The sequence below is a fragment of the Fictibacillus sp. FJAT-27399 genome (assembly GCF_001510655.1).
Lineage (GTDB): Bacteria > Bacillota > Bacilli > Bacillales > Fictibacillaceae > Fictibacillus_C > Fictibacillus_C marinisediminis.
Map to the genome: position 1 here is coordinate 336,839 of NZ_LMVC01000005.1, position 15,019 is coordinate 351,857.

General features: G+C 45.8%; 14 protein-coding genes. 4 read left to right on the plus strand and 10 right to left on the minus strand.

Features of this window, described 5'->3' with window-relative positions; all coding sequences use genetic code 11:
• Window positions 1-274: 274 nt before the first annotated feature.
• The 5 genes from rlmD to AR335_RS19785 all read right to left on the minus strand — a co-directional run bounded on the left by rlmD (window position 275) and on the right by AR335_RS19785 (window position 4,347).
• Window positions 275-1,657 carry a 23S rRNA (uracil(1939)-C(5))-methyltransferase RlmD gene (rlmD, locus tag AR335_RS19765; protein ID WP_062239059.1) on the minus strand — a complete coding sequence of 461 codons (1,383 nt, stop codon included), beginning with the start codon at window positions 1,655-1,657 and terminating at the stop codon, window positions 275-277.
• 385 nt (window positions 1,658-2,042) lie between these two features.
• A complete protein-coding gene (locus tag AR335_RS19770; RefSeq protein ID WP_062239062.1) occupies window positions 2,043-2,960 on the minus strand; it encodes a diacylglycerol kinase in 918 nt (305 codons plus the stop codon).
• A gap of 148 nt (window positions 2,961-3,108) precedes the next feature.
• The gene (locus AR335_RS19775) at window positions 3,109-3,423 is read right to left on the minus strand and encodes a DMT family transporter (protein WP_053355953.1); all 315 of its coding nucleotides are present in this window, start codon (window positions 3,421-3,423) and stop codon (window positions 3,109-3,111) included.
• Window positions 3,423-3,764 carry a DMT family transporter gene (locus AR335_RS19780; RefSeq protein ID WP_062239065.1) on the minus strand — a complete coding sequence of 114 codons (342 nt, stop codon included), beginning with the start codon at window positions 3,762-3,764 and terminating at the stop codon, window positions 3,423-3,425. Before AR335_RS19780 ends, AR335_RS19775 begins: the two co-directional genes overlap by 1 nt.
• 13 nt (window positions 3,765-3,777) lie before the next feature.
• Window positions 3,778-4,347 carry a TetR/AcrR family transcriptional regulator gene (locus tag AR335_RS19785; protein WP_062239067.1) on the minus strand — a complete coding sequence of 190 codons (570 nt, stop codon included), beginning with the start codon at window positions 4,345-4,347 and terminating at the stop codon, window positions 3,778-3,780.
• Window positions 4,348-4,475: 128 nt separating this feature from the next.
• Here AR335_RS19785 and AR335_RS19790 point away from each other — a divergent pair, with 128 nt between their 5' ends.
• The 3 genes from AR335_RS19790 (at window position 4,476) to AR335_RS19800 (ending at window position 5,969) form a co-directional block, all read left to right on the plus strand.
• A complete protein-coding gene (locus AR335_RS19790) occupies window positions 4,476-4,970 on the plus strand; it encodes a GNAT family N-acetyltransferase (protein WP_062239070.1) in 495 nt (164 codons plus the stop codon).
• Window positions 4,963-5,493, plus strand: coding sequence for an HXXEE domain-containing protein (locus AR335_RS19795; protein ID WP_062239073.1), 531 nt, complete (start codon window positions 4,963-4,965; stop codon window positions 5,491-5,493). The genes AR335_RS19790 and AR335_RS19795 overlap by 8 nt, the downstream gene beginning before the upstream one ends.
• Before the next feature lie 140 nt (window positions 5,494-5,633).
• On the plus strand, window positions 5,634-5,969 hold the full coding sequence (locus tag AR335_RS19800; protein WP_062239078.1) for a DUF1516 family protein: 336 nt from the start codon (window positions 5,634-5,636) through the stop codon (window positions 5,967-5,969).
• Between the two features lie 133 nt (window positions 5,970-6,102).
• On the opposite strand, the gene AR335_RS19805 is transcribed toward AR335_RS19800, so the two are convergent.
• The 4 genes from AR335_RS19805 to AR335_RS19825 all read right to left on the minus strand — a co-directional run bounded on the left by AR335_RS19805 (window position 6,103) and on the right by AR335_RS19825 (window position 8,917).
• On the minus strand, window positions 6,103-7,059 hold the full coding sequence (locus AR335_RS19805) for a patatin-like phospholipase family protein (protein ID WP_062239081.1): 957 nt from the start codon (window positions 7,057-7,059) through the stop codon (window positions 6,103-6,105).
• Window positions 7,060-7,610: 551 nt separating this feature from the next.
• Complete coding sequence (locus AR335_RS19815; RefSeq protein WP_053355960.1) at window positions 7,611-8,135, minus strand: AAA family ATPase; 525 nt, start codon at window positions 8,133-8,135, stop codon at window positions 7,611-7,613.
• Window positions 8,136-8,153: 18 nt separating this feature from the next.
• The gene (locus AR335_RS19820; RefSeq protein ID WP_062239087.1) at window positions 8,154-8,537 is read right to left on the minus strand and encodes a hypothetical protein; all 384 of its coding nucleotides are present in this window, start codon (window positions 8,535-8,537) and stop codon (window positions 8,154-8,156) included.
• Window positions 8,537-8,917, minus strand: coding sequence for an NUDIX hydrolase (locus tag AR335_RS19825; RefSeq protein ID WP_062239090.1), 381 nt, complete (start codon window positions 8,915-8,917; stop codon window positions 8,537-8,539). Before AR335_RS19825 ends, AR335_RS19820 begins: the two co-directional genes overlap by 1 nt.
• Before the next feature lie 230 nt (window positions 8,918-9,147).
• On the opposite strand from AR335_RS19825, the gene AR335_RS19830 reads away from it, so the two are divergent.
• Window positions 9,148-11,607 (plus strand): bifunctional YncE family protein/alkaline phosphatase family protein, encoded by a 2,460-nt coding sequence (locus AR335_RS19830; RefSeq protein ID WP_062239093.1) that lies wholly within the window; start codon window positions 9,148-9,150, stop codon window positions 11,605-11,607.
• Between the two features lie 65 nt (window positions 11,608-11,672).
• Here AR335_RS19830 and AR335_RS19835 read toward each other — a convergent pair whose 3' ends face one another.
• On the minus strand, window positions 11,673-14,795 hold the full coding sequence (locus AR335_RS19835) for an efflux RND transporter permease subunit (RefSeq protein ID WP_062239096.1): 3,123 nt from the start codon (window positions 14,793-14,795) through the stop codon (window positions 11,673-11,675).
• Window positions 14,796-15,019 lie beyond the last annotated feature (224 nt).

The following is a 15,019-nucleotide window of genomic DNA, read 5'->3' on the forward strand; positions in this document are numbered from 1 at the left end:
ACCGCTGTTTTATCTTTACGGAATATGATTACACCCAGGAATCGAAGCCAACTCAATATTAGTCGAAATGTTTTTTTACTAAAATTTTTATGTAAAAAATAGAAGATTTTATTATTGAACTTTATGTACGCTCTTCCCTACCGCGAAGAATTATCCATATTATACCATTTGCGATGGGTTTTGTTTCTAATACTTAATATTTCTTTTTAAAGAACCTATTTTCTATATTTATTAACCTTTCTTCAAGAAACAAAAAAGGCAACTCCCTTAAGGGTTAGTTGCCTTCTTTCAATATTATCTGTGCTACGCACTCAACATGCGTCGTCTGCGGAAACATATCCACCGGCTGTACTTCAGTCGTTTTAAATCCACCGTCTTCCAGAATCCTTAAATCCCTCGCCAGTGTGGATGGATTACAGCTTACATAGACCACTCGCTTTGGCTTCATTTCGATAATGGTTTGAAGCAGGGCTTCGTCACAGCCTTTTCTCGGCGGGTCGACGACAATGACGTCTGGTGTGATGCCTTGTTCTTTCCATTTTGGAATGACGACTTCGGATTCACCGACCGCAAACTCGGCGTTGTCCATCCCGTTCAGTTCGGCGTTTCGGCGTGCGTCTTCGATGGCTTCCGGTACGATTTCTACGCCGTATACCTTTTTCGCTTTTTGCGCCAGGAAGAGCGAGATCGTTCCGATGCCGCAATAGGCGTCAATGACGGTTTCGCCTCCTGTCAGCTCCGCGTATTTGAGGGCCTGATCATACAGGACCTTCGTTTGCTCTGGGTTGATCTGATAGAACGAGCGGGCGGAGATGGCGAATTTGATATCGCCGATGTAATCGTAAATGTATTCTGAGCCCCAAAGAACTTTCGTTTCGTCACCGAAAATGACGTTTGTACGCCGTGTGTTCACGTTTTGCACGACCGACTTGATCTGTGGAATCGTTGATACGATATCATCCACAATTCTGTTGCGGTTCGGCAGTTCTTTTCCGTTCGTCACGAGAACAATCATCAGCTCGTTCGTCGTTTTCCCATAACGTGCGATGATGTGGCGGATGATGCCTTTATGGCGCTTCTCTTCATACGGTGGGATGCCGTACTTATTCAGGATGTCTTTGACCGCCTGAATAGCTTCATCGGCCGTATCACCTGTAATGATGCAGCTGTCCATCTCCACGATTTCATGGCTTCGCTTTTGATAGAAGCCTGTGATGAGACGGCCTTCTCGTTCGCCCACAGGCACCTGGGCTTTGTTGCGATAACGCCATGGCTCGTCCCCCATGCCAAGTGTTGGAAGCACCGGCACGTTTTCCAGTTTTCCGATTCGCTGGAGCACGTCCTCGACCTGCTTGCGTTTGAACTCCAGCTGGCCATCATATGATAAATGCTGAAGCTGGCAGCCTCCACACCATTTATAGATCGGGCATGGCGGTTCAACACGCTGCCCGCTTTCTTCGGTTAGTTCCATCAATCGGCCAAAGCCGTATCCTTTTTTCACGTTAACGACCTTTATCTTGGCTTTCTCGCCTGGCAGGCCGTTCGGTACAAACAGCGGAAATCCATCGACCTTAGCCACTCCGGCTCCATCATGGGTCAGATCCACGAATTCCGCATCTATGATTTCATTTTTTGAAACCGGCACATTTGCCGTCATTAGACATCGTTCCTTTATGTTCTGTTCTTTCCTGATTGTAGCACAACTCTTCTCTTGTTAAACGATCGTTTAATTAAACAGTCGTTTAATTTAAACATTAGTTTGAGTCCTCTTCCAATTACTCATCGCAAACTGATGCCTGAAAGAGACGACAAATCTTTTTCTTCTATATAGACTGGAATGGGACCCTGGCGAAGTATGAGCCAGGAGATTTGTGAAGCAAATGACCAGCCGAGTTATGAACCGTAACTAAGCTCGCTTAGTTAAAGGATCACAACTCCAAGCTGGTCACCCATTCCATACCCGCAAATCCCTTCCGCTCTAGCAAGAGTATACCCACATCACTCTCCCGCTAACGGACAAAAAGAAAAGATGGGGCTCATCTTTAAGCCTCATCCTCTGTTAGTTTCACGCGCTCTTTTGGCACGAGCATCTGGAAGTGGTGGCGAAGGTTCACAAATTCGCCCGGCAAGAGTCCGCCGAATTCACCGTCCAGGTTGAGCTGCATTTTATCGGTTGGCCGTACTTTGATCCGGTTCGCTTTCGTGTAGATGATATGATCATCATTGATATGATCGCCTTTTAGCGCCATGGACGCGATACGGACAAATTCAGCCAGATTCGTTTTCTTCAATATAATAAGGTCAAACATGCCGTCGTTGAACTCGGACGTCGGCGCGAGTTTTTCAAAACCGCCGATGGAGTTCGTGTTGGCCACGAGGAACAGCATGATCTCGCCCTGGAACAGCTTGCCGTCATACTCGATCTCAACGTACGTCGGACGGATGGACGGAAGCATCTCGATGCCTTTGAGGAAATAGGCGAGCTGCCCGATCATCGTCTTCAGCTTGCTCGGCACTTCATACGTCAGCTCGGTAATACGGCCTCCGCCTGCAATGTTGATGAAGAACTTATCGTTCACTTTTCCGATGTCGACCGGCATTTCCGATCCCTGACAAAGAACATCACACGCGCCTTCAATCGTTCGTGGCACGCCAAGGGCACGGGCAAAGTCGTTCGTTGTTCCCGCCGGAATGAGTCCGAGCTTCGGACGGTGTTCAAGATCGGCAAGACCGTTGACTACCTCATAGATGGTTCCGTCCCCGCCGGCTGCGATGACAAGGTCAAAGCCGCGTTCACCTGCGAGCCTGGCTGCACGGGTCGCACTGCCTTCCTCCGGTGTCGTTGCATGGGTGGACGTTTCGTAGCCTGCAATTTCAAGCCGCTCTAAAATATAAGGAAGCTGCTTCTTGATCGCTTCTCTTCCTGATGTTGGATTGTATATTAATCGTGCTCGTTTCATACTTTTCACCTGTTTTATTTTCTATTGGTTTGCTTATAAACATTTATACGCTCTAACCAGAAAAAACAGCCCGAATTTGGACTGTTTATTACCAACTCTTATTATAGTGATTCCCCATAAAAAAAGCAAAACTCAAAAAAGGAAATTTTTATGAAATTACTTTCAGACCAATGGCCGCGCTCAGCACCATCGCCATAAATAAAATCCGTTTCCAGTCCCGCGATTCCCCGTACACGAGCATGCCGACAAGCACACCGCCGACCGTACCGATTCCCGTCCATACCGCATAGGCGGTTCCCATGGACAGGGTTTCCATGGCGAGGGACAGAAGCGAGAAGCTGCAGGCAAATCCGAGTATGAGAAAAAGGAACGTCATAAAGCTTTTCTTCTGGCTCACCTTGTTCAGGCCAATGACCCCCAACACTTCAAAGCCACCGGCAAGCACCACATACAGCCAGCCCATTACGCTTCACTCCCTTTCTCTTTCGGTTCTCCCGTTACGGCTTTTAGCCCCATAACTCCGGCGAGCAAGAGCGCGATGAGTGAAATTTTCGCCCAGCTGACCGGTTCGTCATAGAACAGCATCTCCGCCAGCACGGTTCCTGCGGTTCCGATACCGGTAAAGACGGCATACACCGTACCGACCGGCAGTTTACCCAGGCATGGGATCATCAGGAAAAAGCTGACGACGATCACAAGTCCGGTTCCGATCCATCCCAGAGCAGAATCCGCATGCTTCAGTCCGCTGACCCACAACACCTCCAGAATGCCTCCCATGATGACCAATGTCCAATATCGATTCATTTCTGTTCACCTCTTAGTTGAATAACGCGCGTTCGTACATATACCATGATGCTTCAAGGCGTTCTTCCGCGCTTCCCTCTCCGCCATAGAGCATCTCCACAAACACGCCGTCCAACAGCGCAATGTACGCTTTAGCCGCCTTCTTGATGTTTAAGTCCTGAAGCCCCGGTTCTTTCGCTTCTTTAAATTCCTGAAGCAGCATACTCTCCATTTTATCCAGATAGCTGTACACATGATCCATCAGTTGTTCCTCCAAATGTTCTGGGGGAAAAAACGACGTGCGCAGCCAAAATTTTGCCCGCTCATCCTGCTCGTAGTTTTCCATTTGCAGCTGTAAAAATCCGTACAGCTTCTCTTTAAACGAAAGGCTGCTGTCGTTAAAATAGGCGGTTGCCTTTTCCCATTCGTGTGCGATCGCCTCTTCTGTCACCGCTAAAAACAATTCATCCTTGTTTTTAAAATGGGCATAGATCGACGGTGTTTTAATTCCAACGTCGGATGCAATTCCCGATAGAGATGCCCCGCTGTAGCCGTGGTTCGCAAAATGGGCAAGTGCTGCTGCTTTAATTTTATCTGCTGTCATATCTCATCCCCTAACTAATGTTCGTTAGGTAAATCATCTCACACTCTTCTTCACTTGTCAAAAGAAGAAGGGTTTTATGATGAAAAGCACGAAGTAGAAGGGTGGAAATCTTTGAAGGAGAGAATATGATGACTATCACCAATCTTACCTTTCGTCTGTCCAGCCGCTTTGACTTTCCGCAGCTGGTTGAACTGGAGAACCTTGTATGGAATACAAATACCGCTCCGGCTGAAATCTATTGGCATTCGACTGAAGAATATGCCCAGCACTGTCCGGAAGGCAGCCAGCTCTTGGCTCTTTTCGGTGACCGGATCTGCGGATATTTTTCCTACCGTATCCCTACCCCGCTCGACAGCAACAAGCATGTCGCTGAGCTGGCATTGGCCATCCATCCTGATTTTCAGGGTCAAGGTGTCGCTCAGGAATTAATGAAGTCCGGCGAAGACTGGATGAAGCGCCTCGGCAAAAAGAAGCTGTCACTCCGGGTGATGGCGACAAACCCGAAAGCCGTTCGTTTTTATGAAAAGTACGGCTTTATCAAACAAGGTCTGCTGGTGAATGAATTTTATATCGATGGCAAATATGTGGATGACATCATGATGTATAAAATGCTGGATGACTAGGGCAGAACTGAATCTACAGAAACAGGCGGGTACCAGATCCACGATTTCAATGAAGCTGATCTGGCTCTTTCCTGCCGCTTTTATCGTTCATGATGCCGAGGAGACGTTAACCATTAAAGCGTTTCTGGACGCACACCATCAAGAGACGCCGTTTAACAGACTGCCGGTCAGCCAACTGACCACGAGTACGTTTGCGATGAGCGTCCTGCTCATCCTGCTTGTTATTGTGGGATTGTGCTCGTATATTACGAAAAACCGCACGTCGGGTCAGCCGCTTTTTCTGCTGTTGGCTTCGACGCTTTTTATGAACGGTGTGACGCATGTGCTACAAGCAATGTACTTTAGAGGCTATACCCCCGGGGTAGCCACTGCTGTTCTCATCATTTTTCCTTATTCGATCTGTGTATGGAGATCGATGAATAAAGTTCATGGCGTAAAGTTAGCCAAATATTTAGCGGCCGGAATGGTGCTGCAGATTCCGCTTGCAGTTGGAGCGCTTATCGTGGGGAGTCTGCTATTGTAAAGGTGCCTGGCACCACATTTGAACATTTTTGGGACGTTGATGGCTTTCCCTTGTTTTAACAGATGGGAACCGATACTATGAATATGTGAATTGTTTCATATGCACTTATACGGTTATTACGTTTAAAAGGAGGAAAACCAATGTTTAATGCGCTATTACATACTCACTCGGGTTCATGGGCGATTATGGTCATCTTGTTCCTGATCACCTACTTTACGAAGAGCCAAAAGATCACGCTCATGCTGCAGCGTCTGTTCTACCTCATCATGATCGTTACTGGGGTATGGATGCTCTCCATCCTTCACTTCCCGCTAACTTACGTCCTAAAAGGCGTACTCGCGATTGTCTTGATCGGTGTTATGGAAATGCTCGTTGCCCGCAAAAGCAAAGGCAGCCCGATGCCTGCGATGTGGATCGTATTGATCATCCTGCTCGTCGTCATTGTAATGATGGGATACGGCGTTATTTCGTTTTAACTGAAAAAGCCAGGCTCCCGCAGTAGGTATTGCATAAAAACAGCTAAAAGCAGTGGATTTCGGAGGTGAAATCACACTGCTTTTAGCTGTTTTTCGTGGGGGAAAGTTGAAAGTTAAGGAGATGTAAGTACTATTAGTTCCAGTTTTTCTCTATAAATTGAACGGCAGGCTGTAAATTGGTTTTGTTCGCAATTTCAATGACAGCCGGAACCACGGCAGGGTCCGTTTTGGAGAAGTTAGGGATCCGTGGATCTAACCGAAAAAAACGATTTCCCAGAAGATTAGAACTGACCATGGATTCATAGTAACCATTTCCACCCGCGACAATCTGAAGAAATGGCAGTAAGGGTTCATTGGGCGATCGGTCCAAAAGGACTCCCCAATTTGGAGGAAGGTTCTTCAGATTTTCGGGGCGTATGTTATCTGCACTCACCATTCCCCACCCCTTCGTATCTCTTCTTAACTGAGTCGGGGCTTCACCTGTTCCAATGGATAATACCGCAATTTGATCCAACGGTACTTTGGCTTTACCCACTGCAAATGCGATACTGGCTGTACTTGGGTTAGTTGCTACTGTATACCCATCCACGTAGTTTTGATAGGCTCGTTGCGTCGCGGGGGCACCGCTGCTCCGCAGTATCACATCACTCGCTTTTTCATTTAAATAGGGAGAGCCAGGAAAGTTGTGGAATAACACAGGAGTCCAACGATTCAGCTCCGGTGAGAATAATTGAAATGAAGGGACAACAATTCGTCTTTTTAAGTCTTTGAGACGAAGATCTGATGGAAAAAATGTTCGTACCGCTTTAATGAAACCAGAATAGGGTAATTGTTGGTTAAAAACAGGCCCACCTGGTCGGGAAATGCTGAATGCCGGCAGGATTTTTTCCTTAAAGAACTGGAAAGTCTCCTTCGGTGATCTTCCACTTGCCAACGCAAGGGCAGTAAATGAACCGATTGAATTTCCCGCGAAAACATGGGTCCGACTAATTAATTTTGGATTTTGCTGAGCCAGTCTATTCAAAAGCTGTAAACTTAAAGCACCTAGGGTACCGCCTCCATCAAAGGTCATGATCCGATATTTTGTCAAAGGTGATAGCTCCTTTCTCATCCGATCACAAGTATCCATTCAGTATATGTCTATCTTGTATGGGCAATGAATACCTTTGAATTTTGAGTTCTCTTTGAAGACAATACATACTCTCTAAACAAGCATGCAGCTGATCCTTAGCGTCAATATTAATAAAACAATCCTCCGCCCCCAGGTCCTTCGAATTAGTTTTCGTAATCTAAGTCCTATACTGTTTAGCCTCCCTCTCGCAATGGGTCCACGCGTATGGCAGATCGATTTTTTATGAAAATGATGCGTTCTGCAAGTAAAAGCTGGGTTTTCGCAAGTAAATGGAGGATTTCTGCAAGTAAAGTCCCAAATCTCGCAAGTAAACTCATCATTTTCGCAAGTAACATGTGTCGAACCGCAAGTAACGGTTTTGCACAAGCCATTTGAGGGTCGCCAAAAAGGCCACTTGATCATTAAATCACTAGGTGCTCCATATTTTTAAAGCCTGCGTTCAAATTACATGTAGAACTGATCGAATTTTCTCCCGAACAACCGAGCCGCCTCTATTTCCATCCCCTTTTTCACTCGTTAATGTAGTTCATAACCTCGGCTATGTAACTTTCTAAAGGCTGTCCAGTGTCAACAACAAGACACTGATGATTGGCTGGTTTTTTGCTGTTTCCCATCGTTTCTTCAAAGGCAGCTTCAGACTTAATATCTTTTATTTGGCTGATCATTTGTTTACGGTTTTTCAGCCTGGCGTTTATTTTACTTAGATCATCAAGGCAGCACTCCACGTACTTGTATTTCACATGATATTTTTCAGCAAGTGCTGTTCCCTTATCAACCATTTCATCATACAAGCAAGGACTATCCAATATAACAGCATGTCCTTGGGATAAGTGAAAGTCAATCAACGCCCATTCAATTTCATAGGAAACCCTGCCTGCTGCCCTTGAATCTATTTGGATTTCTTCCATACTATACAATAAAGCAGATTTAACGATGTCATGATCAATAATGACTGCTCCCGATCTTTTTGCTATTTCTCGAGCAAGTGTGGACTTGCCGGAACCCGGAAAACCTGACATTTGCACAAAAAACATCAAATGACCCCCCGATTTTTAAGAAGAACCTGTAAGAATAAAAACTAAATCATCGAGCGTCCCCATTACATGCTCCACTTCAGGCAAGTGATAAAACGTACTGGTTGTTTCAAAGTTATAGATCTCTTCATTCTGAGAATAAAGATAGATGGTTTTGCCCGAACCCAGCGCAATCCCAAGTTCAATATGGCTTCCTTTTCCTGCGGGGAGCAGCACGACTAAAAAATCAGCTTCGATCACAGCCTCCCTTTCCTTTTGCCCGATATCCTTTAAATCTTCAATCGTTGAGGCTCTTTCTTTCGTCCAATCATAGGTTTGTATAAAGCCCTTGATTTTCAGCTTTTCACTAACATAAGTCACACTGGGTATATTGTTAAAGCTTGAGGCGATATAAAATTTCATTAGTCCGCATTACCTGTCAATAAACCCTCTATCCGTTTAAAGCTTTCTTTTAACCATGAAGGCGATTTTGGGTGGTTCATTACTTCCTCAGAAGTCATCCATAACACATCATCAACCTCTTCACAGCTTTTTGCATATGCTAACCCTTCCCCGTATTTACAAAGGAAAACGACATCAAGAACAGGATTTCCTCGATTAGAAACAAAGCACGAACTATGTACATATTTCAATTGATCTTTCACTTGAACTCCTTTTTCTTCCTCTATTTCTCTTTTCAGCGTTCTTTCCAACACGTCATAGGCAATGCCTTCTCCCGACCAATGATAGAATGCCAGGTGCATGCCTTTTAAAATGGCACCTTGTACGTTTACGATATACAATTTCAAAACCTCCTAATTCGTAATTCTCTTAAATATAGTAATCTTTTATCCTTAAACATTGAAAACGTCCCATTCCGGTTTCAATAGTAACAGGTAAATTATAACAAAAATCACGACCGGAAATTTCATGAACCCTTTACATTTTCTTCACTTCTCTAACACGGTAACTTTATATGAAAAAGCTATGCTTCTATATGATTGCAAATTCAATAAATAGGAGCGAAATGTGTATGAAGTTGATAGGGAAATACAAGAAAACGATCGCCGGTGTGGCGTTAGCTTCTCTTTTTATCGGGTCGAGCGCATCTGCAGCCTATACCCTTTTGGCAGGGCCTAAGGGTGACGGCACTTCTGTTACACCAAACGGGTGGCACCTCACTCCGGCTGGAAAACAGGTGAATTTGGGGAGTTTCCCAATTGGCGGTGCCCTTTCCCCGGATGGAAAATATCTCGTCGTCTCGAATGCCGGGGCGGGCACACAGTCCCTGCAAGTGATCGATACCGTAACGAAAACGGTAGTACAGACGATCCCGTATGAATGGCCTGAAGCCTTGTATTTTGGTGTAGCCTTCAGTCCTGACGGCAAAAAAATGTACGCATCTGCCGGCGGCAACAACAAAGTGCGCGTGTTTGATTTCAACCGCGGCAAATTGACGGAAAAAGATCCGATTCTCATGAAGGATGATAAAAACTCAGAATTTTATCCTGCGGGAATTTCGGTAGCACCTGATGGCAATTCTCTTTATGTGGCAAATAATGTGCATCACTCTGTATCCAAAGTCAATCTTGAAAACAACCAGATCACTGCCACTACTCCTGTTGGCAAGAGACCATATGCGGCTGAGCTGAGCAAAGATGGAAGCACGCTTTATGTGAGCAATTGGGGAGAAAGCAGCGTTACAGCGTTAAATACGAAGGATATGTCGGTTAAAAAGACCATTCCGGTAGGACTCCATCCAAATGCGATCACCGTGAACCCCGTGAATGGCACCATTTATGCCGCAAATTCAGACAGCGATGACATTTCCATCATTGATGCAAAACAGCTAAAGGCAACGAATAAGGTCTCCCTCGCTCCGTATAAAGGTGCACCGACCGGGAGCCAGCCGGATTCCTTAACCGTAAGCAAAGACGGAAAAACACTGCTCGCTGCGAACGCAGGCAACAATGATGTTGCGGTAATTGATGTTGCACAGCAAGATCAGGCTCGGGTGAAAGGCTTGATTCCAACCGGCTGGTATCCGACAGGAGTTTACCTTGGCAAGGATGATAAGGAGATTTACGCGATCAATGCGAAGGGACTCGGAGCCGGACCAAATGACAAATCAAAACAATGGCTCGGAAATATGATTAATGGATCGCTGTCCATCCTGAACGTTCCTGATGAGGAGCAGCTGAAGAAGTATTCCGATCAGACGAACAAAAACAACAATGTTTCTCAAGCCTCCAAAAATAGCTGGTGGGATATGAATAAGGATAATAGTGAGGCATTCCCTATTCCCCGCTATCCGGAACAAGGGAAGTCTCCGATCAAGCATGTCATATATGTGATTAAAGAGAATCAAACATACGATCAGGTATTTGGAGACGCAGAGAATACCAATGGCGATCCAAGCTTGGCGATCTATGGCAAGGATGTGACTCCAAACCACCATAAGCTTGCGAAACAGTTTGTGACGCTGGACAATTTTTATGCGGATGCGGAGGTAAGTGCTGACGGCCACAACTGGACGACGCAAGGAAAAGCCAATGATTATGTACAAAAAAACTGGCTGGCCAACTACTCCGGCAAAAACCGCGATTACGACTTTGATGGCGGCGGCGGTGGCAGCCAATTGGATGAAGCTCCTTATACCCGTTCAAAAGATGGTTATATTTGGGATGTGGCCATGAAAGCAGGTAAGTCGTTTAGAAACTACGGCGAGTTCGCCTACCGGTACGATCCCGAGACGAAAACCTATTTGCCGAACAATCCGGATACGACCGATTTCGGAGGGAACTACGATCCGAACTATCCGAGCTGGGATCTGGACATTTCGGATATTACGCGTTACGACGAATGGAATAAGGAATTCAAACAATATGAACAGAACGGTAATCTCCCTAATTTTGAAACCGTCTATTTGCCGAATGACCACACGGGCGGATCGAAGTGGGGCCCTCAGGAAATCGTTGCCCAGAATGACCATGCCCTAGGAAAGCTGGTTGACACTATCAGCCATTCGAAGTATTGGAAAGACACGGCGATTTTTGTGGTTGAAGATGATGCCCAGGGCGGTGTTGACCATGTGGATGCCCATCGAAGTGTTGCACTTGCGATAAGCCCGTATACGCAGCTCGGAAAAGTGGACAGCACATTCTATGACACACCGGCCGTACTCCGAACGATGGAGCTGATCCTTGGCTTACAGCCGATGACACAAAACGAATCGGCCGCGATCCCGATGTTCAATTCCTTTACATCGCGCCCAAATTTCGCTCCATATAACTTTCAGGAAACGAAGTATTGGACTTCAGATGGCCAGTTGAAAAACACGGGCACTGCAAGTACTGCTTCAACTTCAGGAGCAAGCCTTTATCCGAAAGATATGGACTTCTCGAAGCCAGATACCGTGGACAGGCAGCGCCTGAACAGGGAAAACTGGAAGAAGATTAAAGGATATTATCCAACCGTAAAGCCTCAAAACTAATAAAAGCACGTAAAAAAAGAGCTGTCCCTCTTTGCTTGTTGGACAGCTCTTTTTTCTGTTCAGTATTATGCCGGCAGCTTCTTTCGTTGGTCCATTTTTGTTTTTTTCGCTTTCGAAAAGAGCCATTGATACATGATAGGTATAACCAGAAGGCTGATGAGCGTTGAACTGATCATCCCTCCGATGACGACGGCTCCCAGCGTTTTTGAAATAATGACATTGCCGCCGCCAGAAAGTGCCAATGGGAGAAGAGTGAATATGGTCGCTCCCGCCGTCATCAACACCGGCCGTACTCTGGTTGCCGTTCCTTGCAGAATGGCTTGTTTCGTCTCCAACCCTTCTGCAAGGTTTCGTTCAATTTTATCGACGAGCACAATTCCGTTTGTGACGACGATCCCTCCGAGCATGAGCATGCCGATCAATGCAGCAAGGTTCCATTCCAGCTTAAATATGACCATGCTCCAAACCGAACCGATCAGCGCCAGCGGGATACATAGGATCACAGCAGCCGGCGCGTACCAGCCGCGGAAAACGGCACTTACGATCAGCAGTACGAGGAGGACAGAAAGAGATAATGCCATTCCCATCTCCACTATCATTTGCTTCACCTGTTTTGAGATTCCCCCGATCGTATACTCCATTCCTGCAGGAAGATCGAGACTGTTCATGGTTTCTTTTACCTGCTTCGTGACACTGCCGATGTCTCTCGTCACGATATTTCCGGAAACCGCAGTGAATGGGCGTCCATCCTTTTCGCTGATCACCGACTGGGTGTCCATTTTCAAGGTGGTGATTTCCGCAAGTGATACCTTTGAACCGTCTTTTGCCGTGAACATTTCATGGCCAATTTTGGAAAGAATCGTTTTTTGCGGATCCGGATCGTTCTTTTGTATCGGAATTTCTTCAGCACTGGAATGAATCTCAATCGGTATTTTCTTATCGCCTGCTGACAAGGTCACCTTATCGTCCTGCGGGAGATATTGATTGATCCGGTTCAGGACATCGTCAACGTTGATGCCCATCTGCTCGATTTTTGCCTGATTCAGTGACAGCTGATATTTCATCGATTCATCTGAATCACTCGCCGTTCCTTCCACGCTCAGACCTGGAATCATCTGGAGTTTGTTTCGCACCAGAATCGCCGCTTTATTCAAATCTATGTGATCAGCACCAGTTAAGATGACCTTTAATCTCGAATCGTCCCCCGAAATGGCCTGATTGGAAACGGTATAAACGGCAGATGTTGATAACAAAGTAAACTGCTGCCGCAATTGCTTTATGAAAGCATCCGGATCGGTTTCCGGCTTAATTCCAACAGTAACATTGGCGATGTTATGTTTTTGCATCCACCCTCCGCCTTCATCAAATACATCATCAAAAATGGGTGTAAAGTTCGATCCAAGGGTTGAAGAATACGTTTCTACGTTTGAGTTGTTCTTTAAGATCGATTCAACATTTTTCACCTCTGCGTCAACATCAGTAAGCTGTGCGTCCTCGGGAAGTTCAATCTGGATCGCCACGTCCTTCGAATTTCCTCTAGGAAAAAAGTTGACGGGAAGGAAGGCAGCAACGGCAATGGTAATGCTTAAGAGAACAAGTGCTGCGCTCACCACCCATTTTTTCTTATGAAAGGCCCATTGCAGAATGTTAAGTGCCGGCCTTTCGATCTCAGGTGTCTTGCCCATGTCCTGTTTGCTCCATAGCTTATGAGCTAAGGCTGGAACGACCAGGATGGACACTGCAAGTGATGTGATAAGGGCAATAACGACAGACCATGCGAATCCTGAAAAGGCAGAACTGATCATTCCCCCGATAATGGAGATGGGAATGAACACAGCAACGGTTGTCGCCGTGGACGACACGATGGCTGGAATCATTTCCACCACCCCGCTCGCCAGTTGTGTGGTCCGTAACGGTTGTCCGTTCTTTTTCATCTGTTTTCGGTACATATTATCGATGACAACGATCGAATCATCGACCACACGGCCCATCGCAACAATCAAACCGGATATCGTTAAAAAATTCAAACTGATGCCCATGGCTTTCAATATAGCTGTAGCGGTAAGAAGACAGATTGGCAATGACAATGCGATGATCAATGTGGACCGGACATTCCTGAAAAAGAAGAAGACACATAAAACCGTAAATAGAATGCCTAACAGTCCTTCTTTGATCAATCCTTGCAAGGCGGAGTCAATCTCTTTCCCCTGATCGGATAAAACGGTGAGATGAGCCTTTTTGGACTGTATTTCCGGAATGGTTCTCAACCGATCGTTTATCCGTTGTGTTACATCGGTAATGTTGGACGAAGGGGTTTTCAAAACGTCCAGAAGGACACTGGGATCCCCTTTCGTCCGGGAAAGGGACTGGTGATCGACAATGCCTTTATCGATCTTGGCCACTTCCTGCAAGGCAACCGTCTTGCCCCCTTTTGTAGGAAGTTTTATGCTGCTGAGGTCCCTCTTATCAATCGTCCAATCTGTTACTCTGATGGCCATCGTTACTTGCCGGTTTGACCCATTGTTTTGTTCGATCGTTCCTTGAGGCCATACGGGATGGATGGAAGAAAGAGCTTGTTTGATATCTTTTCCTGTTACACCGTATTTTTCGAGGGCACCTTGTTTCAGCGTCAGCATGTAGCCATCGTTTCCGCCACCTGTTACACGCACTTCACGAACACCTGGAATCCGTTCAATTTCAGTTGCTACTTTTTTCTGAATCGAAGAACGGAGCTCATTTTCATCGATGTTTTTTGAAGCGCTGGTCAAACTTAATCGCATCACAGGAAAGGAGTTCGTGCTGACCCGTGTCACCAAAGGTGTTTTTACACCTGCTGGCAGGCTGATTTTATCAACAGCCGCCTTTACTTCCTTTTCTGCCTTTTCCATATCGGTGTGGCCGGGAAAATAAAAGCTTCCCATCAATCCTCCGTCAAACGAGTTCATCTCCATGTAATCCAGATTATCCACGGAATGGACGGCTTTTTCCACTTTTCCCGTAATAGGCTTGACCTGATCGGCCTGATAGTGGTCTGCCTGGATGGTGATCATCAGTGCTGTATTGTTTATCGGCGGAAGGTAATCGCGCTGCATTTGAAAGGCGGAGAATCCGCCCCACACTAATATAAGGACCACACAAGTTAAAATAAGGATAGACCGTTTCATCGTTCCTTCAATGAATCTATTCATTTAAAAACATACCTTCCTTTGTTGTTAAGTCTCGTTAATGCATAATCCGCACCAATTCAACGTTACTCTTTGATTGTAAAAATCAAGTTACAGAGGATTAAAGAAACTGAAAGGAATGTACGTAAAAAAGTATGTGGAGGAATGGCGTCCTTCGATCGTTGAAGAAGGAAGAATGTTGGGGATATCGAATATAGTAATGGTTATAAATAAACTTAAATTTATAA